Annotated in this window: 16 protein-coding genes; 6 read left to right on the top strand and 10 right to left on the bottom strand. The window is 70.1% G+C overall.

What is annotated here, in order from left to right; genetic code table 11:
• Positions 1-61: 61 nt before the first annotated feature.
• The 6 genes from ACMGFI_RS00465 to ACMGFI_RS00440 form a co-directional block, all read right to left on the bottom strand.
• Positions 62-1849 carry an asparagine synthetase B family protein gene (locus tag ACMGFI_RS00465; protein WP_436906602.1) on the bottom strand — a complete coding sequence of 596 codons (1788 nt, stop codon included), beginning with the start codon at positions 1847-1849 and terminating at the stop codon, positions 62-64.
• Between the two features lie 273 nt (positions 1850-2122).
• Positions 2123-2974 carry a glycosyltransferase gene (locus tag ACMGFI_RS00460; protein ID WP_436906601.1) on the bottom strand — a complete coding sequence of 284 codons (852 nt, stop codon included), beginning with the start codon at positions 2972-2974 and terminating at the stop codon, positions 2123-2125.
• Positions 2975-3137: 163 nt separating this feature from the next.
• The gene (locus tag ACMGFI_RS00455; RefSeq protein WP_436906600.1) at positions 3138-5045 is read right to left on the bottom strand and encodes an ABC transporter ATP-binding protein; all 1908 of its coding nucleotides are present in this window, start codon (positions 5043-5045) and stop codon (positions 3138-3140) included.
• Positions 5042-6925, bottom strand: coding sequence for an ABC transporter ATP-binding protein (locus ACMGFI_RS00450; RefSeq protein WP_436906599.1), 1884 nt, complete (start codon positions 6923-6925; stop codon positions 5042-5044). Before ACMGFI_RS00450 ends, ACMGFI_RS00455 begins: the two co-directional genes overlap by 4 nt.
• A gap of 203 nt (positions 6926-7128) precedes the next feature.
• On the bottom strand, positions 7129-8067 hold the full coding sequence (locus ACMGFI_RS00445) for a thiamine pyrophosphate-dependent enzyme (RefSeq protein ID WP_436906598.1): 939 nt from the start codon (positions 8065-8067) through the stop codon (positions 7129-7131).
• A gap of 3 nt (positions 8068-8070) precedes the next feature.
• The gene (locus ACMGFI_RS00440) at positions 8071-9975 is read right to left on the bottom strand and encodes a 2-oxoacid:acceptor oxidoreductase subunit alpha (protein WP_436906597.1); all 1905 of its coding nucleotides are present in this window, start codon (positions 9973-9975) and stop codon (positions 8071-8073) included.
• A 371-nt stretch (positions 9976-10346) separates the two neighbouring features.
• Between ACMGFI_RS00440 and ACMGFI_RS00435 the strand changes: the two genes are divergently transcribed.
• Both ACMGFI_RS00435 and ACMGFI_RS00430 read left to right on the top strand, forming a co-directional pair.
• Entirely contained in the window at positions 10347-12110 is a 1764-nt protein-coding gene (locus tag ACMGFI_RS00435; protein ID WP_436906596.1) for a Rieske (2Fe-2S) protein, read from the top strand.
• A 95-nt stretch (positions 12111-12205) separates the two neighbouring features.
• Positions 12206-12733 (top strand): hypothetical protein, encoded by a 528-nt coding sequence (locus ACMGFI_RS00430; RefSeq protein WP_436906594.1) that lies wholly within the window; start codon positions 12206-12208, stop codon positions 12731-12733.
• Between the two features lie 416 nt (positions 12734-13149).
• Here the strand turns inward: ACMGFI_RS00430 and ACMGFI_RS00425 are convergent, their stop codons facing one another.
• Positions 13150-14343 (bottom strand): pyridoxal-phosphate dependent enzyme, encoded by a 1194-nt coding sequence (locus tag ACMGFI_RS00425; protein WP_436906593.1) that lies wholly within the window; start codon positions 14341-14343, stop codon positions 13150-13152.
• Between the two features lie 140 nt (positions 14344-14483).
• Between ACMGFI_RS00425 and ACMGFI_RS00420 the strand changes: the two genes are divergently transcribed.
• On the top strand, positions 14484-15776 hold the full coding sequence (locus ACMGFI_RS00420) for an NAD(P)/FAD-dependent oxidoreductase (protein ID WP_436906592.1): 1293 nt from the start codon (positions 14484-14486) through the stop codon (positions 15774-15776).
• A gap of 442 nt (positions 15777-16218) precedes the next feature.
• On the opposite strand, the gene ACMGFI_RS00415 is transcribed toward ACMGFI_RS00420, so the two are convergent.
• The 3 genes from ACMGFI_RS00415 to argS form a co-directional block, all read right to left on the bottom strand.
• On the bottom strand, positions 16219-16920 hold the full coding sequence (locus ACMGFI_RS00415; RefSeq protein WP_436906591.1) for a metallophosphoesterase family protein: 702 nt from the start codon (positions 16918-16920) through the stop codon (positions 16219-16221).
• Between the two features lie 65 nt (positions 16921-16985).
• Positions 16986-17657 (bottom strand): GNAT family N-acetyltransferase, encoded by a 672-nt coding sequence (locus ACMGFI_RS00410; protein WP_436906590.1) that lies wholly within the window; start codon positions 17655-17657, stop codon positions 16986-16988.
• Positions 17658-17780: 123 nt separating this feature from the next.
• Positions 17781-19538 (bottom strand): arginine--tRNA ligase, encoded by a 1758-nt coding sequence (gene argS, locus ACMGFI_RS00405; protein WP_436906589.1) that lies wholly within the window; start codon positions 19536-19538, stop codon positions 17781-17783.
• 198 nt (positions 19539-19736) lie between these two features.
• Between argS and ACMGFI_RS00400 the strand changes: the two genes are divergently transcribed.
• The 3 genes from ACMGFI_RS00400 to ACMGFI_RS00390 all read left to right on the top strand — a co-directional run bounded on the left by ACMGFI_RS00400 (position 19737) and on the right by ACMGFI_RS00390 (position 21957).
• Positions 19737-20522, top strand: a complete 786-nt coding sequence (locus ACMGFI_RS00400) for a DUF7839 domain-containing protein (RefSeq protein WP_436906588.1) — start codon at positions 19737-19739, stop codon at positions 20520-20522.
• Positions 20522-20677, top strand: a complete 156-nt coding sequence (locus ACMGFI_RS00395; protein ID WP_436906586.1) for a hypothetical protein — start codon at positions 20522-20524, stop codon at positions 20675-20677. The genes ACMGFI_RS00400 and ACMGFI_RS00395 overlap by 1 nt, the downstream gene beginning before the upstream one ends.
• A 116-nt stretch (positions 20678-20793) precedes the next feature.
• Positions 20794-21957, top strand: a complete 1164-nt coding sequence (locus ACMGFI_RS00390) for a thiolase family protein (RefSeq protein ID WP_436906585.1) — start codon at positions 20794-20796, stop codon at positions 21955-21957.
• Positions 21958-22034 lie beyond the last annotated feature (77 nt).

Below are 22034 nucleotides of genomic sequence, written 5' to 3'. Positions count from 1 at the left end.
GAACTGCGGCGACGTCGGGTGCGAAGCGCGGAGCGGCGACGCCTCGCGCCGTCGAGCCCCGTCAGCTATCGAGAAACGCCGCCGCGGTCAGCCACCGCCAGGCCCTCAGCCCTCCGTCGCGGTCGCCGCCGGAGAGCGCCTCGGCGGGACTGTCCGCGCCGAGCGCGTCGACGTCGGCCAGCGGTCGTCGGTCGGGGTCTCCGTCGGCGGCGAGACGGTCGCGCACGACCGCCGAATACGCGTTCTCGGACACGCCCTGGCGTCTGACCGGCCGGGGCAATACGTCGGCGGTCGCCCGCCGGAACAACCGCTTGTACGTCCCGCCGCAGTACAGCGACGCCGAGTCCAGCCCCAGCAGGAACTCGACGAGTCGCGCGTCCATCCAGGGGTGACGCAGTTCCACCCCGTGCCGGAGGGCGAGGCGCCGGGCGCTGTCCGCCGCGAAGTCCATGTACGGGTCGCGCAGGTCCCGGACGATGCGGCGGTCGCTCGCCCGCCGGAACGGGTCGCTCGGCGCCTCGGACCGGAAGCGGGCGGCCAGGTCGACCCGCTCCGCGAACGACGGTTCGAGCCAGTCCGGCCAGGGAGGGTACCACCGCCCGTCAAGGAGCCGTTCGGCGTCCCTCGTGGTGACCAACGGGACGAGCGCGTACGCCAGCGCGACCGGGACCGAGAGCGAACCGTTCCGGACCGTCCGGGCGAACCGCCGGAACTCGCGGTCGGCGAGCATGTCGGACAGCGCGACCGGCGACCCGTCGAAGAGGTTGCCCCCGAGGCCGGTGAGGAGGACCCGCCGACCGCGGGGCACGCGGTCGAAGACGGACTCGTAGACGAACGACGTGCTGTCGATGCAGGGGTGGTCGGGGAGGAGCCACCGCCGGCGACGCGACGACCGCAGGGCCGCCGTCTCGCGGATCTTCGTCACCGCCACGTCGGTGTCGGCCGCGAGGGCGTCGATAGTCGACTCCTCCGTGATCTCCTCGCGGTCGGGAAAGACCACCGAGTACGCCGGAACCGGCTCCGAGGCGGCCTCGGCGAGATACGCCGCGACCGCCGTCGAGTCGATCCCGCCGCTCATCATCACCGGCTGAGGGTCGGCGGCCCGGCCCCGGTCCCGCACGGCACGCCGGAGGAGCGCGTCGAACGCCGCCGCGGCGTCGCCGTCGGGTTCCGGCCGGGCGTCCTCGCTCGTCGGCCAGTACCGGACCGACTCGACCGATCCCCGGTCCGCCCCCGGGTCGTACGCCACGTACTCGCCGGGCCGGACCGAACGGATCCCGTCGTAGAACGTCTCCCCCGTCGTCACCACGTCCCCGAGGAGGTACTCGCCGACGAGCCCCTCGTTCACCGGCCAGTCGGTTCCGATCGCGCGTATCGCGCCGACCTCCGAGGCGACCAGCAACTCGTCGGCCCCCGTGACGGCGTAGTACAGCGACCGGATCCCCGTCTTGTCCCTCGCGCAGTACAGCCGTTCCCGGTCCGCGTCCCAGATCGCTACCGCGTACGCCCCGACGAGAGCGGACAGGCAGTCGATCCCCCACCGGTCGTACGCGTGGCCGATCAGTTCCGCGTCGCCGACCGCCCCCTGGACCGACGACGGGAGCGCGTCGAGCACCCGCTCACGGTTGTCGACGCGCCCGTCGACCGTGACCCAGGCGCCGTCCACTTCGACCGGCTGGGTCGCCCCGCGCTCGTTCGGGTGCGTGTCGTGATGGAGGTGCCCGAGTTCGGCGTCGTCGAGCCGGACGTGGTCGACACCGTCGATGCCCCTGTATCGCATCGGGCGGAGCAGCGCGGCGATGTCGGTGCGGTCCTCGGCGTCCGAGACGACCGCGGCTATCCCCGACATCGCTTCATCGACTCGCGCGCACGGACACGCCGGTGTCCGCTCCGTCCGACCGATCCGGTCGCGGGCGTCCCGTCGACCGCGAACGGCCGCGTTCTCGACACCACACCCGTCCCGTTCCGCGACGTGCCATATGAGTGTTGCTGTGAAACGATATCTTCGTCGACCTGTTCGAACGAACTGTGTATCTACCGGGAGAACTGTCCGGCGCTGTGGCCGGAGCACCGCCGGCCCGCCGGCGGTTCCGGGGACGGGACCGTCCGGGCGATACCCGTGCTACCCGGTCACCTTCTCGCGGGCACTGTGTCCGTAGGCGAGGAGACTCCGGCCGACCGACCGGACGGTGCGAGCCGGCTCCGACGCCTTCAGTTCGAGTTCGGCCAGTCGCCAGTACAGTCTCGCGAGGCGTTCGGGGTCGTTGTCGCGGAACTTCCGGCGGTGTTTGCGCAGCACTCGCCGGAGGCCGGTCGCGTTTTTCGCCACGTCGCGACTGAGGCTGTCGTCCAGCGTCGCCATCCGGACGAGCGGTTCGTCGACGAACGCGAACTCGTACTCCTCGGAGAGCCGGATCCACAGCTCCCAGTCCTCCATCGACGGGAGCGTCTCGTCGAAGCCCCCCAGCTCCCGGAAGCACTCGCGTCGCACCAGCGCCGTCGACGCCGTCACGAGGTTCATCTCGAGCAACTGCCGGTGGATGTCGCCGCTCGTCCGGCCGACCTCGTCCGTCCGCGGGACGTACTGTTCGGTCCCGTCGCGGAGTTCCCGACGGAACGCCGTGTACACCACCCCCACGTCGGCCCCGCCCGCCTCGAAGCGGTCGAGCTGTTTCTCCAGCTTCGACGGCTCCCAGACGTCGTCGCTGTCCTGGAACGCGATGTAGGCCCCGGACGCGAGGTCGATCCCGCGGTTTCGGGCCTCGCTCGGTCCGTCGTCGGGTTCCCGCACGAATCGGAGCCGGTCGTCGTCGATCTCACCCACCACCCGCTCGGTCCCGTCGGTCGACCCGCCGTCGACGACGATCAGCTCGAGGTCCTCGACCGTCTGCTCCAGCACGCTCCGCACGGCTCGTCCGATGGTTTCGCACCGGTCGTACGTCGGGAGCACGACGCTGACCGTCGGCGTACTCATCCTGTGGTCTGACATTCTCACTGAAACGAACATCAATCTACTGGTCGCCCCGACGACCCGCCCGCGAAACGACCCCGCCCGGGTCGGTGACCAGAGGAGTCGACGATGCCCGGCGGCGGACGCGACTCCGAGCGGGGCCGCCCGGTCGGGACGGCGACCGGGGTCACTCGGACCGGGGGGTATCGCTCCTCGGTTCCTCGTCGAAGTACGTCCCCGAGTGGGAGTCGACATCGCCGACCTGCACGCTCCACAGCGAGGCGTACAGCCCGTCGCCGTTCGCCAACAGCTCCTCGTGGCTCCCCTCCTCGACCAGGTTCCCGTCGTCGAGGACCAGGATCCGGTCCGCGTCCTTGACCGTCGACAGCCGGTGGGCGACGACGAACGTGGTCCGCTCCCTGGTGAGCTCCCTGAGGCTCTGCTGGATGAGCACCTCCGTCTCGTTGTCGACGTGGCTGGTGGCCTCGTCCAGCACGAGGATAGCGGGGTCGAGTAACATCGCGCGTGCGAGACAGAGCCGCTGGCGCTGGCCGCCGGAGAGCTTGACGCCCCGCTCGCCGATCCGCGTGTCGAGACCGTCGGGGAGCTCCGAGACGAACGCGTCCGCCTCCGCGCGCTCGACGGCGTCCCAGACCGCTTCGTCGTCGTCGACGGTCGTCCCGTACGTGACGTTCTCCCGAACCGTCCCCGAGAACAGGTACGGGTCCTGACTGATGTACCCGATCGAGTCCCGCAGGCTGTCGAGCGAGACGTCGCGCACGTCCGTCCCGTCCACGCGGACGGTCCCCTCGTCGACGTCGTAGAACCGGAGGAGCAGCTTGAGCAGCGTCGACTTGCCGGCGCCGGTCGGCCCCACGATGCCGACCGTCTCACCGGCGTTCGCGGTGAACGAGATATCGGTGATCACCGGGTCACCGTCCGACTCCTCCGAGTAGCTGAACGACACGTCCCGGTACTCGACCCGTCCGTCGACGTCGGTGAGGTCCTCGGCGTCCGGCCGTTCCGTGACCGACTCCGAGGCGTTGCGGACCCCGACGAGGCGGTCGGCGGAGGCCCTGGCGTTCTGGTAGCTCTCGATGATGCCCGCGACCTCCCGCATCGGCCACGCGATGTGTTGCGTGTAGAGCAGGAACGTGACGAGCGCACCCGCGGTCAGGGGCGCGGTGAACGGACCGGGCGGTCCGTTCATGACCCAGAAGCTCCCGAGGCTGAACGTGACGAAGACCCCGGCGCCGGTCAGCAACCGCATCGACGGGTAGTGGATCGACCCGACGTCGATGGCCTCGACGTTCGCGTCGACGACGTCGTCGGAGGCGTCGGCGACTCGCTCGTGTTCGAAGGGCTCGGCCGTGTAGGCCTTGACGACGCTGACGCCGCTCACGCTGTTGCGCAGTTGCGCGTTGAGTTTCCCCTCCGTCTCGCGCACGCGCTCGTAGACCCTGCCGATGATGTCCGAGAACCGGTAGTTGACGACGACGATGACCGGGGCGACCGACAGCGCGACGAGCGCGAACTGCCAGTTCAGCAGGAACATGTAGAAGCTGACGCCGACGACGAACGACGCGACCGTCATGGCCGAATCGATCGTGTCGGTGAAGAACGTCTCCATGGCGTCGACGTCGTTGTTCAGGACCGACATCACCTCGCCGGTCTGGTTGTCGTCGAAAAACCCCATCTCGAGGCGTTGCACGACGTCGTACGTGTCGGTCCGGATGTCGTGCTGGAGACGGTAGGCGAACCGACCCCACGCGAGGCTCCGGACCAGACCGACGGCGTGGCCGACGACCGAGAGGCCCAGGAGGACGCCCACCGCGAACCACAGCTGTCCGAGCTGTGTCTCCGGCAGCCACGCCGCCGGGACGAGGGGGATCGCGAACGCCCGCGTCTCGCTGAAGACCGTGTCGAACAGGTACCCGACGAGCGCCGGTCCGGCCTGTCCCGGCAACATCCACGCCAGTCGCAGACCGACCCCGACGAGCGCCAGCGCGACGTGCGACCGCCCGTGCTCGCGGAGCAGCGCGAGCAACGGGCGGTCGGTCTCGGCGTGGAACGGGTCGTCGTCTCCGTCGCTCACGCGGCATCACCCTCCCGAACGCGGTCGAGAAACGCCTCCGGGAGCGCCTCGACGTCGCCGACCTGCACCCGCCAGAGGTTCGCGTACAGCCCGTCCCGGGCGAGCAGTTCCTCGTGGGTGCCCCGCTCGACGATCTCGCCGCCGTCGAGGACGAGGATCGTGTCCGCGTCGCGAACCGTCGAGAGCCGGTGTGCGATCAGGAACGTCGTCCTGTCGGCCGCGATGTCGTCGAGGGTCCGCTGGATCTGCATCTCGGTCTCGTTGTCGACGTGACTGGTGGCCTCGTCCAGCACGAGGATCTCCGGGTCCCGGACGATCGCCCGCGCGAGCGCGATCCGCTGGCGCTGGCCGCCCGACAGCTTGACGCCGCGCTCGCCCACCGCCGTCTCGTACCCCTCGGGTAACTGTTCGACGAACTCGTGTGCGCCGGCGAGCTTCGCCGCTTCGACGACTTCCTCGTCGGAGGTGTCGGGAGCGGCGTACGCGACGTTGTCCCGCACCGTCCCGTAGAAGAGAAACGGGTCCTGGGAGACGTATCCGAGCGACTCCCGGAGGCTCTCGACGGTCACCGACCGGACGTCGGTGTCGTCGATCCGGACGTCCCCGGTGTCGGGGTCGTAGAACCGGAAGAGCAGCTTGAGCAGCGTCGACTTGCCGGCGCCGGTCGGGCCGACGACCCCGACCGTCTCGCCCGCCTCGACCTCGAAGGAGACGCGGTCGAGCGCCAGCTCGTCGCGGCCGGGGTAGCTGAACCGCACGTCCTCGTAGGTGACGTCACCGTCTACCCGTTCGAGCGACGCCGCGTCCTCCCGTTCGGTGACGGTGTCGTAGCCCATGATCCCCTCGAGGCGCCTGGCCGCGGCCTTCCCGTTCTGGTAGGAGTCGACGACGCTGGCGACCCCCTGCATCGCCGTGACCAGCGACCCGACGAAGAAGTAGAAGGTGAACAGCGCCCCGACGGTGAGCGTCCCCGAGAAAAAGAGCGGCGGGCCGACCAGTACCCAGTACCCGCCGAGAAGAAGCGTCAGCGCGCGCGAACTCTCGGAGACGACACGCATGACGGGGTCGACGGACGCCTCCGTGCTGTAGGCGTCCCACTGGGTGTCGACGACGCGGTTCGAGGTGCGCCCCACGCGCTCGCTCTCCTCGGTCTCGGTACCGAACGCCTTGATCACGGAGATACCGTCGATGTTGTTGTTCAGCCGGCTGTTCAGGTCGCCGACGCGCTCGCGGACCGCCTGGTGTTTCGGGTCGAGCCACGCCGAGAAGCGATGGCTCAGGACGAGCAACACCAGCGGGACGACGAACAGGACGACCGCGAGCTGCCAGTTGAGCCACAGCATGTAGACGTACGCCGCACCGGCGAGCGTCCCCATCCGGGCGATCCGGCCGAGGACGCCGAACACGAGGGAGTTGAGTTCCTGCACGTCGTCGTTGAGAACGCTCATCACCTCTCCGGTGTCGTGCGAGTCGAAAAACCCCAGTTCGAGACGCTGTACCGTGTCGAAGACGTCGGTTCGGATATCGTGCTGGAGGTTCTGTGCGAACCGACCGAGGACGCGCCGGGAGGTGAAGTCCGCGGCCGCTTCGCCGACGTAACTCGCGACGAGCAATCCACCCAGGAGCACCAGCTGGTTCTCCATCGTCGTGGGGAGCCACGCGTCGGGCACCAGCGGGAGCCGGAACGGCCCGGTGTCCAACAGCACCGAGTCGATCGCCACCCCGAACAGGACGATCGGGAGGCGCTGCGGGAACCGGCCGAGCGCGACGATCCCGATCCCGAGCGAGAACGCCGGCAAGTGCGACCGTCCGTACCGGCGAAGCACCCAGCCGAGCGGGTTTCCGGCGGACGTGTCGTCTCCCGTAATTGTCTCTCCCATGACGCGTCACATTGACACCATCTGTTATAAAATTAGTACAATCTGTCTCGAAAGAACATCGGTCGATCGGAGCGACGAACCCGACCGACGGGGTCGGTCCGTCCGATCCCGGCGGGCCCTGCACGCTGACTGTCACGGGACGGCTCCGTCCCCTCCCCCGCGCTCGGTGACGGCCCCCGCGGAAACCGCTCACGGATCGCTCTTCAGGTGTGTTTGTCGATGAGCTGTTCGGCGCAGCGTTCCCATTCAGCGTTTTCGTCGTAGTAGCGTTCGGCGAGGGGGTCGTCGGGCATTTCGCCGGTGGCGCGTTTCTCCTCGCCGTAGGAGGGGCGGGTGTCGTCCTTGTAGAAGCGGCCGGTGAGCACTTCGCCCTCGTAGAGTTTGGACTCGACTTCGTACATCATCTCGCCGGCTTCCTGGCGGTCGGTGACGTCGAAGTCGTAGTCGTCCGAATCCTGGACGTCCGTGTAGGGGACGTACTGGCGGGCGTCCTTGTTCCAGGTGGGGCACTGGGTGAGGAAGTCGATGTGGGCGAACCCGTCGTGTTCGACGGCCTCGGCGATGATGTCGGCCGCCTGGTTGGGGTTGACCGCCGCCGTCCGGGCGACGTACGACGCCCCCGAGGCCAGCGACAGCGACAGTGGCCGGACGGGCTGTTTGGCGCTGCCCGACGGCTGAGTCTTGGACTTGTGACCTTTCGGGCTGGTGGGGGAGGTCTGGCCCTTGGTGAGCCCGAAGATCTCGTTGTTGAAGACGATGTAGGTCATGTCGTGGTTCTCGCGGGCGGTGTGCATGAAGTGGTTGCCGCCGATGCCGTAGCCGTCGCCGTCGCCGCCGGCGGCGACGACTTCGACGCCGGGATTCGCGAGTTTCGCGGCCCGCGCCACGGGCAGCGAGCGCCCGTGGATGGTGTGGAAGCCGTAGCTCTCGAAGTAGCTGTTCAGCTTGCCCGAACAGCCGATGCCCGTACACAACAGCACCTCGTCGGGGTTCTTGCCCAGGCGGGACATGGCCTTCTTGAGGGCGTTGTTGACCGCGAAGTCGCCACAGCCCGGACACCACGTGGGCTGGGGCTCGATCCCCGGGGTGAACTCGTCTTCGTCCGCTTCTCGCTGGTCGCCGATGGCACTGAATGCACTCATTGGTCAGTCACCTGCCGCAGGTACGTACTTCATGTTGTTTACCGCCAGTTCCTCGTCCTCGATGCTGGACTCGAAGCCCTCGACGATCTCCGCCGGTTCGAACGGGTTGCCGTTGTACTTCAGCAGGCTGGAGAGCTTCGGCCCGAAGCGGCCGAGCTCCTTCTGGGTGAGCCCGCGGAACTGCCCGGTCGCGTTCATCTCGACGACGAGACACTCCTCGACGGATTCGAGGAACTCCGAGACCTCCGCCTCGGGGTAGGGCATCAGGTCGCTGACGCCCAGCGCCTTGACCGAGTGACCCGCGTCGTTGAGCCGGTCGACGGCCTCGAACACGGTGTCCTGCTGGCTGCCCCAGGTCATGATGCCGTACTCGGCGTCCTCGGGGCCGTGGTGGGTCTGGTTGCCCTTCTCGTCGAGCTCCTCGCGGATGTTTTCGAGCTTGCCGATCCGGCGGTCCATCTGCAGGACGCGGTTGTCGGGGTCCTCGCTGATGTGGCCGGCCTCGTTGTGCTCGTTGCCGGTCGCGAGGTAGCGCCCGCCCTTCTGTCCGGGGACCGACCGCGGCCGGACGTTCTCGGGCACGCCCTCGGCGGCGTCGTAGTCGAACCGCTCGAACTTGCCCGCGTGGTGCTCGGCGGCCTCGGCGATCTCCTCCTCGCTGAGGACCGACCCGGGGTCGGCGTCGGGCTCGCGGTCGAAGAAGCTCGCGTCGACGTTGCGCAGTTCGCCCTGGAGCTTCTGGTCGTAGACGAGGATCGCCGGGATCTGGTACTCGTAGGCGATCTCGAAGGCGGTGCGGATCTGCTCGTAACACTCCTCCTGGTTGGCCGGCGCGAGGACGACCCGCGCGGAGTCGCCCTGGCTCGTGTAGAGGACGTGCTCGAGGTCGCCCTGCTCGGGCTTGGTCGGCATGCCCGTCGAGGGGCCGGCGCGCATCGCCTCGATGAGCACGACCGGCGTCTCGGTCATCTCGGCGAGGCCGAGCGGTTCGCTCATCAGCGCGAACCCGCCGCCCGAGGAGCCGGACATCGCCTTGACGCCGGCGTGGGAGGCGCCGATCGCCAGCGCCGCGGCGGCGATCTCGTCCTCGACCTGCTCGGAGATCCCGCCGAACTGCGGCAGGTTCTGGGACATGATCGTGAACACGTCCGTCCACGGCGTCATCGGGTAGCCGGCGATGAACCGACAGCCGGCGTCTAAGGCGCCGTAGGCGATGGCGTCGCTCCCCGAGACCAGCGCCTGCTCCTCGTCGTGGGGGTTCGGCTCGGAGACCGACAGCTCGTGGGTCTGGTCGAGGTCGCCCGCCCCCTCGTAGGCCTCGTCGAACACCTCCAGGTTCGCCTCCATCGTGTCGCCGGACATGTTCTCCCGGATCAGCTCCTTGAAGTAGGAGGGATCCAGGTCGACGAGGGCCGCGACCGCGCCGATACCGGCGGTGTTGCGCATGATCTCGCGGCCGTGGTCCTTGGCGATGGCGCGCAGGTCGATCGGGTAGACGTGCCAGTCGTTCTCCTCGGCGCGCTCCTCCAGGTCGATCTCGGCGACCTGCTCCTCGTCGATGAGCCCCGAGTCGTAGACGATGACGCCGCCCTCGCGGAGGTCGTCGAGGTTCTCGGTGAGCGGCTTCAGCTCCTCGTTGCCGTAGTAGGCGTCCTCGGCGGGGTTGCGCGCGAAGCTGTCGCCCAGAGAGAGCAGGATGTTGTAGCCGTCGCCGCGGGACTGGACCTCGTCGTCGCTCGCGCTGATCTCGACGTAGATGTGTCCCCCCCGGATCCGCGATGTGTAGTGCTGGTGCGTGAACACGTTCCGTCCGGAGCGCATCAGCGCCTTCGCGGCGCTCTGGGCCGTGGTGATGGCCCCGTCTCCGGAACCGCCCGCAATCCGCCACCGTAATCCGTTCTGAGTCATAGTGATCCGGTCAAAAATACGGCGTCCTTGGTACTTATAAACAAGGGGACCTCCCTTATTACACCAAACAATAATTAAAGTTAATTCCGGGTCGGCCGATTATTTTAAAATATACAGGAACGCGGCGGCGGGGAGCGTCGGCCGGCGGTAGCCGGCCCGACTCCCGCAGATCGAGCGGGGCCGTCCGCGTCGGCGGTGCGATCACGTGTCCGCCGATAGGGGGGCGAGGTTCACAAATCCGTCGGTCGACGAACTCGGCTCCGGAGATCGGGTCTCGAGGGGGGACGCGGGGTCGCGAGCGAAACTGTCCGATCCGTTTCAAAAGGCGGTTTCAGCGAACGCCTATACGGGCGGCGGCCGATCCGTGCGGTATGGCAACGGAGTCCACTGACGGCCCCGAGGGATACGAACGCGCGGCGGACCTCGATTCGCTCCGCGAGGAGGGACGGGCGGTGACGACGGTCGGCGGCCACAGCGTCGCCCTCTTCCACCACGAGGGGGAGGTCTACGGCGTCGACAACCGCTGTCCGCACATGGGGTTCCCGCTCGCGAAGGGGACCGTCGAGGACGGCCTGCTGACGTGTCACTGGCACCACGCGCGGTTCGAGCTGTCCTGCGGGGACACGTTCGACATCTGGGCGGACGACGTGCAGACGTTCCCGACAGCGGTACGCGACGGCGCGGTGTACGTCGACCCCGACCCCGAGACGGACGTGGCGCCCGAGGTCCACTGGCGCAACCGGCTGGTCGACGGCATGGCCGAGAACCTCTCGCTCGTGCTCGCCAAGAGCGCGATCCACCTCGACGGCCTCGGCGAGGGGTTCGCGACGCCGCTGGAGACGGCGGTCGACTTCGGGACGAAGTACCGCGCCGACGGCTGGGGGCGCGGGCTGACGACGCTGGGCGCGATGGCGAACCTCTACGACGAGGTCGACCACGACGAGAAACAGCGCGCGATGTTCGTCGGCGTCCGCGAGGTGGCGGCCAACTGCGCGGGCGAGCCCCCGCGGTTCGACCAGTACGCGCTGGACAACGAGGACCTCGGCAAGGACCGCCTGAAGTCGTGGTTCCGCGAGACCTGCGAGGTCCGCGACAGCGACGGCGCCGAGCGCTGCCTGCGGGCGGCGACCGCGACACTCCCGCCCGAGGACCTGGCCGAGATCCTCGTCGCCGCCGCGACCGACCACCTCTACATGAACAGCAGTCACACGGTCGACTTCATCAACAAGGCGTTCGAGACGCTCGACCACGTCGGCTGGGAGGAGGCCCCGGACGTGCTCGCGTCGACGGTCGACACGATCACGGACGGCTCCCGCGCCGAGGAGACGAGTGCCTGGCGCCAGCCGGTCGACGTGGCCGAACTCTGTTTCGAGGCCGACGACGACATCCCCGAGCTCTCGGCGGCGGGCGCCGGGAACGACTGGGAGCGGCCCGACGACTTCGTCGACCGCCTGCTCGGCGACGACCCCCACGCCATCGACGAGGCGTTGCGCGAGGCGGTCCGGGACGGTGCGACGACCGAGCAGCTGGCCCACGCGGTCGCCGTGGCGGCGCTCCGGCGGGTCGCGCACTTCGCGACCAGCAACGAGTTCGGCGACTGGAACACGGTGCATCACACCTTCTCGTTCGCCAACGCGGTCGAACAGCTCGCGGGCCGCACCGACGCCGACGACCTGTACCGGGCCTGCTGGCAGGGCGCGATGTCGGTGTATCTCGACCGCTTTCTCAACCAGCCGAGGGCGCCGCTCCCGGAGGTCGGCGCCGGCGAGGGCGACGACCCCGCGGAACTGCGCGAGCGCCTGCTTTCGACCTTCGACGAGCAGGGTCGCGTCGACGAGGCCGGGCGGATCGTCTCCCGGCACTTCGACGCCGGCGGCGACCCCGACCGGCTGAAGCGAACGATGGCCGAGGGGCTCCTGCGGGAGGACGCCGGCTTCCACACCCTCCAGAACGTCGAGGGCGGGTTCGCGCAGTTCGAGTCGGCGGGTAGCGACCGCGAGCGGCGGCTGGGGCTGATCGCACCCGCGAGGTACATGGCCGCGCACTTCCCGACCCGCCGCGAGGCCGAGCAGACGTTCACCATCGCCGAACGGCTGTACCGCGGCGAGGCGATCCACGAGGAAGCCGGGGACTGAGCGCGGACCGAGCGCTGTGTGCGGCCGGCGGTCGCGCCGGTCGTGGCAGGGCCGGACCCCGACACCTAACTACCCGGCGCGAGTGCTGTCGGGTAATGACGCGGGCTCGCTCCGGACTGGTCGACGACGAGCGCGGCGGCGTCGAGCGGTGGGTCGTCTGGCTGGTCGCCGTGGCGGTCGTCGTCGGACTCGTCGGCTCGGTCGTCTACCTCGACGACGAACTCCGCCGCGACAGCCCGGGCGCCGACTTCTCGGTGTCGTTCGACGCCGAGGCGGGGTCGGTGACCGTCGAACACGCGGGCGGCGACGTGATATCCGACCGGACGACCGAGCGGCTGGCCGTCGTCGTCCGCGACAGTTCGGCCGGGACGAGCGCGGAGGTGGTGTGGGTCGGCGACTCGCCCGGCGCGACCAAGCGGGGGGTGGGGTATCCGGTCGCTCCCGGCGACTCGCTGACGGTCGACGACCCCAGCGTGGACTCGAACGGGGACGGGAACTACCTGGACGCCGAGCGGAGCGTGGGGTTCTACCTGGAGCCCGGGGACTCGGTGCGGGTCGTCTGGACCGGCTCGATGCGCGGGACCGAACGGACCGTGACGCTCGCGAACGCGACCCTGGAGTGAGTGGGTTCGCTCTCTGGGTGGACGTGAGAGCCGAACTTGACAGCAGGCGCTGAAAGCCCTCGGCGCGCTCGCTAGCAGTCATCTCGACCGCGGATGGCAGCAAGCGCTGAAAGCCCTCGGCGCGCTCGCGGTCGCTGAGCGACATATCCGCGCTCTCGGCACCGCCCGCGCGGATAGGGGTCGCTCAGGCGACTGAAATACACGCGAGCACGCCTCGCCCTTTCAGTCCGCCAGGAAACATCTCGTCGCGGCCGTCTCAAACGGCGGCTGGTCGGCCAGGCGTGAGCCTCGCGCCTCCCCAGCCTCTTGCGCTTCTCGGCCTCCGGCCTGCGATGCTCATCCCTCGCGCGATGCCTGTCGCGAGACGAGACTCGCGACAGCGCGCGCCGTTCGGACGGCCGGTCGATCTGAGCGGGTCAGACGCCCTTTCGCATCAGGTGGCTACGGAGCACGTCGTTCTCCTTGGTGCCGGCGACGGGGTTGACGACCACGACCACGTCGTCGCTCCCGAGGTGGCCGCCGTCGGCGAGTTCTTGAGCGGCGGCGGCGCCGACGCCCCCGGTGGCGCTGGCCTCGATGCCCTCGGCGTTGAGCCGGACCGCGGCCTCCAGCGCGTCGTCGTCGCTTGCGCCGACCGCCCAGCCGCCGGTGTCCCGGACGGCCTCCAGGGCGAGCGCGCCGCCGGCCGGGTCCGGAACCTCCAGCGAGCCGATCAGGGTGTCCGGCCGCTCCCACGCCTCGGTGTCGTCGTCGCCCGTGTCGTCCGCGGCGACGACGGGCGCGCAGTCTTCGGGCTGAGCGACGTGCAGGGCGGGCGCGTCGTCGACGAGGCCTGCGGCCTGCAACTGCTCGGCGGCGAGGTGACTGCCGACGACGCCGAGGCCGTGGCCGGTCGGGTGGACGACGGCGTCGGGAACTTCCCAGTCGAGTTGTTCGACGACTTCGAACAACAGCGTCTTGGCGCCCTCGTGGCGGTAGGGGGTGTCGAACGGGGCCAGCGAGTGCCAGTCGTCGTCCCCGTCGCTCATCGCGCCCTCGAAAGCGTCGACTGCGTCGGGGTAGCGACCCTCGACGACGCTCATCTCGCCGCCGTGGACGTTGGTCATCGCCTTGGCGACGAACGTCGAGCGCGTCGGGACGAACGCCTCCGACTCTATGCCCGCGCGGGCCGCGTAGGCGGCGACGCTCTGCCCGGCGTCGCCCGTGGTGGGGAGCGCGACTTTCTCCGCGCCGTGGCCGCGGGCGGCGGTCACGGCGAGGGCGGACCCGCGGTCGGCGGTCGTCCCGGTCGGGTTCGCGCCCTCGTCTTTGACGTAGACGGCGCCGACGCCGAGTTCCTCTGCGAGTTCCGGCGCGGGGATCAGCGGCGTCGTCCCCTCGTCGAGCGTCACGAGCGCGTCGGCGGGGAACGGTAGCAGGTCGGCGAAGCGGGCGATGCCGTCGAAGCGGGTGTCGGCGAGCGACTCGCGGGTCACGTCCGCGCTCGCGGCGTCGTAGCTCGCGCGGAGGACGCCGCCGCAGTCGGGACAGCGCCGCGGGGCCGCCGCGGGGTCGTGGGTCGCCGCACAGTCGGCGCAGACGAGGCCGTCGAGCGACGTAGTCGTGTCCATATCGGGTTCGGCGGATGCCATCGACTAAGCACTGTCCGTTCGGGCGCGTCGCGGGTACGAACACGTTCACGAGCGGGGCGGGAGCCGTTGGGAGCAGGGCGAATAGGGGGCGTTTAGTGGGTCCGCTCCAAGTGAGGGGTATGAGCGAGGTCGTCATCGTCGGCGGCGGACTGGCGGGCCTGGTGGCCGCGCGGCGCCTGGCACGGGACGGGGCGGACGTGACGCTGTTCGAGCGGCGCACGGAACTCGGGGGACGCGTCCGCTCGCGCGAGGTCGGCGGCTTCACCCTCGACCGGGGCTTCCAGGTCCTCTTCTCGGCGTACCCGGCCGTCCGCGAGGAACTCGATCTGGACGCCCTCGACCTCCGCACCTTCGCCCCCGGCGCGACTATCGCCCGCCCGGACCACCGTTCGACGCTCGCCGACCCGTTTCGGGCGCCGCTTTCCGCCGTCGAGTCCGCGATGAACCCCGACGTGACCCTGCTGGACAAACTCCGCGTGCTCAGACTCCGCCGGGAACTCGGCAACGCCGACCCCGACGCACTCCTCGACGGGCCGACCGAGAGCATCCGCGAGTATCTCGACCGCCGCGGCTTCTCCGAGAAGTTCGTCGAGAACTTCGCCGCGCCGTTCTACGGCGGTATCACGCTCGACCGCTCGCTGTCGACCGACGCGGGCGTCTTCCGCTACACCTTCTCGATGCTCGCGCGCGGGCAGACCGCGGTCCCCGCCGACGGGATGGGCGCCATCTCCCGGCAACTCGCCGCCCGCGCCCGCGACGCCGGCGCGTCCATCGAGACCGACACCGAGGTCACCGCGGTCGACGGAGATGCCGGCGGGGCGGCCGCCAGCGAAGGGGGCGACAGCGGGGCGACCGTCGAAACCGGGAACGAGACTGTCGACGCCGACGCCGTCGTGGTCGCGACCGACCCGAGGACGGCTCGCGAGTTGACCGGCGTCGAGTCGATCCCGACGGACTCGCGGGGCTGTGTCACCCAGTACTTCCGGACGCGTGAACACCGCTCGCTCGATACCGGCCACCGGCTCGTCCTCAACGCGGTCGATAGCTGTCCCAACACCGTTGCCCCCCTCTCGACGGTCGCGCCGGAGTACGCCCCCGACGGTCACGCCCTCCTCTCGGCGACGACGCTCGGCGTCCCCGAGCGGAGCGACGAGGAACTCGCAACCGGCGTCCGCGACGCCCTGGTCACCTGGTACCCCGAACACCGCTTCGACGACCTGGAACTCCTCGCGACCGACCGCGTCGAGTTCGCCCAGTTCGACCAGCCGCCGGGTTTCCGCGACGGCCTCCCCGCCGCCGACGCGCCCGAGGAGCCCGTCTACCTCGCCGGCGACTACACCCGGTGGTCGTCGATCCAGGGCGCGCTGGAGAGCGGGCAGGTCGCCGCCGGGACGGTCTCGGACGAGCTGTGAGCCCGTAGACCGGAGCGAGTTAATCAACGTGGCGCGCGCTGTCGCGCGCGTTCATGCGCGCGACGGAACTGCGCGAGGGATGAGCACCGCACGCCGCAGGCGCGCGGAGCGCAAGAGGCTGGGGAGGCGCGAGGCTCGCGCCTGGCCGACCAGCCGCCGTCCTGAGGCGACCACGACGAGATTTCTCCTGGCGGACTGAAAGGGCGAGGCGCGCTCGCGTGTATTTCAGTCGCCTGAGCGACCCCTATCCGCGCGGGCGGTGCCGAGAGCGCGGATATGTCGCTCAGCGACCGCGAGCGCGCTGAGGGCTTTCAGCGCTTGCTGCCATCCGCGGTCGAGACGACTGCTAGCGAGCGCGCCGAGGGCTTTCAGCGCCTGCCGTTACCTCCCGCCGATCAAGCTGTTGCCGAACGAGTCGAGAGATCCGACACTCGAACAACCCCTACAACATCCGCGAGAACTGGCCGAGCGGCGGGAACCTCAGCGTCTCCTCGCTGTCCTCGTCGTACACCACGGGTCGGTACTGCGAGATCCCGGTCACGACGGGGGATAGCTCCGGCCGGGCGGTCCCGATCCGGCCGTTGACTGAGACGCCCTCGACGAGGCGGTTGAACGACGGGAGGACGAGCACGTCCGAGCGGCGATACGCGCCGTCGCCGACGAGGAAGCAGGGCCGTTTCCGTCCCTCGATCTCGATGGCCGGATGGTCGTGGCCGACGACGTAGGCGTCGGCCGAGGTATTGGGCTCCTCGTGGCCGTGGGTCACCACGACGGTCTCCGCCCCGTCGGTGTCGAGTTCGTACTCGTCGTGGAGGTCGCCCGCGTACGCCGCGTCGAGCATCGTGTCGTGGTTGCCCTCGACGACGACGAGGCGCGCGCCCGCGTCGCGGACCGCCCGCCGCACCCCCGACAGCGCCTCGGCGGCCGAGTCGGGCACGTAGTCGAACGAGTGGAACACGTCGCCCGCCAGGACCACCTCCTCGGGGTCGAAGCGGTCGAGCAACCCGTCCAGGCGCTCGACGCAGTCCTCGCCGGCGCCGACGGGGAACTCGACGGTCGAGGCCTCGCCCTTCCCGAAGTGGGTGTCCGCGAGGACGAGCGTCCCGTCGAGGTACGCCGCACGGTCGCGGTACTCGGGGTCCATCGCCCGCACCTCGGCGCCCGGCCGACAAATGCCTGACGCCCGCCGGCGGTTCTCGCCGTCGCCTCCTACTCCCCGTCGCCGCCGGCGGTGGCCGCCCGGTACTCCGCGGCGGTGACGGTGAACCGATGCACGTCCGCGACGGAGCCGTCCTGAGCCACCTCGAAGTTCCGAAGCAGTCCCTCGCGGCGGCCGCCGTGGGCCTCGACGTACCGGGAGACCGCTTTGCGGGACTTCTCGTTGCCCTCGTGGACGCCGACGACGACGGCGTCGAGGTCGAGCCGGTCGAACGCGACCGCCAGCAGTGCCGCCGCGCGCTCGCCGGAGTAGCCCCGGCCCCAGAAGCGCTTGCGGAGCCACGTGCCGAGCGTCGCCGTCCGCCGGTCCCAGTCGACGGCGAGCCCCGTGAGGCCCGCGAACTCGCCCGCGCTGTCTCGCGGCCCATCGCCGTTCGACCCTTCCGAGGCGCTCCGCGCCTCGCTCTCCTCCCCCGGTTTCGGCCGGACCACGTAGGTCGCGCCCTCGCCGTTCTCGCGCTCCTCGGTGACGAGTTCGAGGAACTCCGCGGTCTCTTTCGGTGTCTCGTGGGGCGTCCACGTGAGATACTCCGTGACCTCGTCGATGTGCGGGGCGCCCTCGCGGACGTGTTCGTACAGTTCCAGCGGGTCGACGGTCCCGGTCGTCGCCGCTTCGAGGACGAGCCGCTCGGTCTCGATGCGCTCGGGGAAGAGGTCGGACATACGTCGACGGGCGCAGTCCGCGGAAAAAGTGCTTTCGTGGCGATGGCACGGTTTCGCACACTCGGCCGAGCGGCGAGCGCCCCGGCGGCGGGGCGACCCGCTGTCGGGGCGGCCGCCGCCCGTCTACATCGATTCGGGGGCGGGAACGCCGAGCGCGTCGAGGGCGTTGGCGACCGTTATCCGGGTCGCCTCCACGAGCGCCAGCCGGGCGCGCCGCGTGTCGTCGTCGGCGGACAGGACCTGGCACTCCCGGTAGAACGCGTTGAACGCCTCGGCGAGGTCCTGGGTGTACGTCGCGACGACGTGCGGCCGGAGCTGGTCGGCCGCCTCCTCGATCCGGGAGGGGAACGCCGCGATCACCCGGATCAGCTCCCGTTCGGCGTCCGTCGACAGTTCCCCGGCGTCGAACTCGTCGGCCCCGGGGAGGGCGATGTCCTGCCCCTCCGCTTCGTCCAGGATTCCGTGACAGCGGGCGTGGATGTACTGGACGTACGGGGCGGACTGCGCCTCGAAGTCGAGCGCCCGGTCCCACTCGAAGGTGATCCCCTTGGTGGGCTGCTGGGAGACGATGTCGTACCGGACGGCCCCGATACCGACCTGCTCCGCGATCCGGTCGATGTCGGACTCGGAGAGGTCGTCGTCCCGGGAGCGGTCCGCCAGTCGCTCCTCGACCTCCGCCCGCGCCTGTTCGACGGCCTCGTCGAGCAGGTCGTCGAGGTCGATCCCGGTCCCCTCCCGCGTCGACATCCCGCCTTCCGGGAGGTTCACCCACGAGTAGTGGACCCGCGAGAGCGGCGCCGTGTCGTGGCCGAGCAGTTCGAGCGCGCTCCCCAGCTGCCTGGCCTGGAGTTCGTGGTCCTCTCCGACGACGGTCACGGACTCGTCGAAGTTCTCGAGCTTCCACTCGTGGTAGGCCAGGTCTCGCGTGGTGTACAGCGAGGTGCCGTCCGACCGGAGGAAGACGAGGTTCTTCTCGAAGTCCGGCAGGTCCAGCTGCCAGGCGTCGTCCTCGTAGACGGCGCAGTCGAGCGCCTTGAGCCGCTCGACGACGTCGTCTGTCGCCCCGTTCCTGATGAACCTGGTCTCCTTGACGAAGCTGTCGAACTCCGCGGGCAGGCGCTCGAGCGTCCGCCGCATCCCCGGTAACACGGTGTCGACGACTTCGGAGACCCGCTCGTACGCCTCGTCGTCGTTCGCGTCGAGGCCCTGCAGGATCTCCCGGATCTCGGCTTCGGCCGCTTCGACCTCCTCGGAGTCGGCCTCCTCGAGGAACTCGTTGCCCTTCCGGTAGTAGCGGACCATCTCGTACTCGGGGGAGTCCCGCTCCGGCTCCGGGAGGTCGGCCTCGTCGAACGTCTCGTAGGCCCACGTGAACACGGCGATCTGCCGGCCCGCGTCGTTGACGTAGTACTGGCGCTCGACGTCGTTGCCGGCGTAGCGCAGGACCCGGGCGATCGCATCCCCGATGATCGGGTTGCGCGCGCGCCCGATGTGGATCGGTCCCGTCGGGTTCGCGGAGGTGTGCTCGACGAGGACCTCGTCCCCGGTGGGTTCGAGCGTGCCGTAGTCACCGTCCTGGGCCGCCCGCACCGTGTCCGCGAAGTAGCGCTCGCTCGGGAAGAAGTTCACGTAGGGGCCGTGGCTCCCGACCGCGTCGATGTACTCGCAGGTCTCGACCTCGGTCTCGTCGGCGATCTCGGCTGCTACCGCCGCCGGGTCCGACCCGACCTCGCTGGCGATCCGAAACGCGACGCTGGAGGCGAAGACCGCGTCGATATCGTCGGGCGGCCGCTCGATCGAGAGGTCGCTGTCCGGGTACTCGAGGCGGGCCAGCGCCGCCTCGAGCTCCGAACGCACCTCCTCACGTGCCGATAGGAACATGGCTGTGAGTTCTCTGCGAGGGGTTTAGGTGTAACGGGTTGGGGCAGGCGCCGTCCCGGACGACTGCCCGGCCGGCGGACGGGACAGGCCGGGCTCCCCAGTCGGGCGGACGGGCCGGGACCGCCCGACGGCCCCGCACGGTCGACCGAGCGGACGACGGCGGGGAGATTTATACCGGCGGGGTCCCCAGACGGGAGTATGGTCGACGTCCTCGCGAACAAGCGCGCGGCGACGCGCTTTCGCGTCCTCGTGGAGATCGCCGAGCGCCAGCCGGCGGTCAGCCAGGGGGAGATCGCCGACGCCGTCGGCGTGACCAGCCAGGCGGTCAGCGAGTACATCCGCGACCTCGTCGAGGACGGCCTCGTCGAGAAGCAGGGCCGCTCGCGCTACCGCGTCACCACCGAGGGCGTCGACTGGACGCTCCAGGCCGCCGCCGACGTGCGGCGGTTCGCCGAGCACGTCACCGACGACGTGCTGGGCTCCGTCCAGGAGGACGCCGCCATCGCCACCGACGCCATCGACGAGGGCGAGACCGTCTCCCTCTCGATGCGCGAGGGCCTCCAGTACGCCGCGCCGCTCGGCGCCGAGGGCGGGACCGAGGCCGCCACCGGCGTCGCGACGACCGGCGCCGCCGCCGGTGAGGTCGTCGGCGTCACCGGCTTCGAGGGGGTCATCGATCTGGACCCCGGCGAGGTGCGCGTCCTCCAGGTCCCCTCGATCCGCTCGGGCCGACCCGACGACGACCGGCTCGCCGACCTCGGCGAGGCCTGTGAGACGGCTGATCTCGTCGTCGCCTCGGGCGTTGAGGCCGTCGGCGCGCTCCGTTCTGTGGGCGTCGACCCCGCCACGTACTTCGCCGCCGGCGAGGTGGCGGCCGACGCGGCCTCCCGCGGGCTCTCCGTCGTCGTCGTCGCCACGGCCGACGGCGTCGGCCGCGTGACCGACGCCCTCCGCGACACCGGCGTCTCCTTCGAGGTGAGATGATGACCGACGATCTCGACACGGCCGTCGAGGAGTTCCTCGACAAGACCGACGCAGCGCTCTCCGAGTACGACGACGGCTACGCCGACGCGGACGCGACACTCCGCGTCGTTCGAAACCACCTCGCGGACCTCCGCGAGGCCGCCGAAGACGAGTAACGCCCGGCGCGCGGCCGCGGTTTCGGCTCGGTTTCCGTCCCCGTGGTCTCGCGTCGACCGCGCTCTTTCCCGCCCCGGGGAAACACCGATGACGGTGCCGCGCGAACCGTTCACACATGACAGACGTAGTGATAGTCGACGGCTCGCGGACGGCCCACGGCGCGATGCTCGGGTCGCTGTCGGCGGTGCGCGCGCCGGACCTGGGCGCGACGGTGCTGGAAGACCTGGTCGCCCGCTCGGGCGTCGAACCCGGGGACCTGGACTGGGTCGGACTGGGCAACGCCGTCCAGGCCGGCGTCGGGCAGGTGCCCGCGCGGCAGGCGGTCACGCGGGCGGGGCTCCCCGAGGACACGCCGGCGACGACCGTCAACGAGGCGTCGGGGTCGGGACTGCGCGCCATCATGCTCGCGGTCGACCGCATCGCGGCCGGTCGGGCCGACATCGCCGTCGGCGGCGGGATGGAGTCGATGTCCAACGCCCCGTATCTCCTCCGTGAACTCCGCGAGGGGCGCCGACACGGCAACACCGAGCTGGTCGACTCGATGATCTTCGACGCGCTGTGGGACGTGGGTTACGACGCTCACATGGGCGAACTCACCGAACGCCTCGCCGAAGCCCACGACATCACCCGCGAGGAGCAGGACCGCTACGCCCTGCGGAGCAACCGCCGCGCCGCCGAGTCGATCGAGGAGGGCCGCTTCGACGAGGAACTCGTCCCCGTCGAGGTCGACGACCGCCTCGTCACCGAGGACGAGGGGCCGCGGGGCGACACCTCGCTGAACCGGCTCGGGGGGCTCTCCGCGGCGTTCCGCGACGGGGGAACCATCACGCCGGGCAACGCCTCGAAGCTGGCGGACGGGGCCGGCGGCGTCGTCCTCGCCAGCGCCGAGGCAGCCGAGGAACACGGGCTCGGCCCGATGGTCCACGTGGAGGACTACGCCGTCGCCTACCGCGACCCCGCCGAGTTCTCGCAGGCCGTCGGCGACGCGATCGAGAAACTTCTGGAGCGAAACGACCTGGCCGTCGACGACGTGGACCACTACGAGGTCAACGAGGCGTTCGCCGCCCAGGCGGTCTACGTGCGCGACCGCCTCGGCATCCCGGAAGAGCGACTGAATCCGCTCGGCGGCGCGGTGGCCCTGGGCCACCCCATCGGCGCCAGCGGCGGGATCCTGGCGACGACGATCGCCCACGCGATGGTCCGGGAGGACCACGACTACGGGGTCGTGGGGATGAGCGTCGGCGGCGGCGGTGCCGTGATGGCGTTGCTGTCGCGATGAGTTAGCAGTTCGGCCGCCGGCGCCGACGGGAGTGAGCGTCGGCGGCGGCGGTGCCGTGATGGCGTTGCTGTCGCGGT

The organism is Halosimplex marinum (assembly GCF_051414075.1).
GTDB lineage: Archaea > Halobacteriota > Halobacteria > Halobacteriales > Haloarculaceae > Halosimplex > Halosimplex marinum.
Note: the sequence above shows the minus strand (reverse complement) of the source record. Positions and strands in the feature narration are given on the sequence as shown.

Excerpts from the sequence above, each read along its gene's own strand:
- ACMGFI_RS00435 (WP_436906596.1), top strand. The coding sequence starts at position 10,347 with ATGGCAACGGAGTCCACTGACGGCCCCGAGGGATACGAACGCGCGGCG.
- ACMGFI_RS00465 (WP_436906602.1), bottom strand. The coding sequence starts at position 1,849 with ATGTCGGGGATAGCCGCGGTCGTCTCGGACGCCGAGGACCGCACCGAC.
- ACMGFI_RS00395 (WP_436906586.1), top strand. The coding sequence starts at position 20,522 with ATGACCGACGATCTCGACACGGCCGTCGAGGAGTTCCTCGACAAGACC.
- ACMGFI_RS00420 (WP_436906592.1), top strand. The coding sequence starts at position 14,484 with ATGAGCGAGGTCGTCATCGTCGGCGGCGGACTGGCGGGCCTGGTGGCC.
- ACMGFI_RS00390 (WP_436906585.1), top strand. The coding sequence starts at position 20,794 with ATGACAGACGTAGTGATAGTCGACGGCTCGCGGACGGCCCACGGCGCG.
- ACMGFI_RS00445 (WP_436906598.1), bottom strand. The coding sequence starts at position 8,067 with ATGAGTGCATTCAGTGCCATCGGCGACCAGCGAGAAGCGGACGAAGAC.
- ACMGFI_RS00425 (WP_436906593.1), bottom strand. The coding sequence starts at position 14,343 with ATGGACACGACTACGTCGCTCGACGGCCTCGTCTGCGCCGACTGTGCG.
- ACMGFI_RS00460 (WP_436906601.1), bottom strand. The coding sequence starts at position 2,974 with ATGAGTACGCCGACGGTCAGCGTCGTGCTCCCGACGTACGACCGGTGC.
- ACMGFI_RS00440 (WP_436906597.1), bottom strand. The coding sequence starts at position 9,975 with ATGACTCAGAACGGATTACGGTGGCGGATTGCGGGCGGTTCCGGAGAC.
- ACMGFI_RS00410 (WP_436906590.1), bottom strand. The coding sequence starts at position 17,657 with ATGTCCGACCTCTTCCCCGAGCGCATCGAGACCGAGCGGCTCGTCCTC.
- ACMGFI_RS00400 (WP_436906588.1), top strand. The coding sequence starts at position 19,737 with ATGGTCGACGTCCTCGCGAACAAGCGCGCGGCGACGCGCTTTCGCGTC.
- ACMGFI_RS00415 (WP_436906591.1), bottom strand. The coding sequence starts at position 16,920 with ATGGACCCCGAGTACCGCGACCGTGCGGCGTACCTCGACGGGACGCTC.
- ACMGFI_RS00450 (WP_436906599.1), bottom strand. The coding sequence starts at position 6,925 with ATGGGAGAGACAATTACGGGAGACGACACGTCCGCCGGAAACCCGCTC.
- ACMGFI_RS00430 (WP_436906594.1), top strand. The coding sequence starts at position 12,206 with ATGACGCGGGCTCGCTCCGGACTGGTCGACGACGAGCGCGGCGGCGTC.
- argS (WP_436906589.1), bottom strand. The coding sequence starts at position 19,538 with ATGTTCCTATCGGCACGTGAGGAGGTGCGTTCGGAGCTCGAGGCGGCG.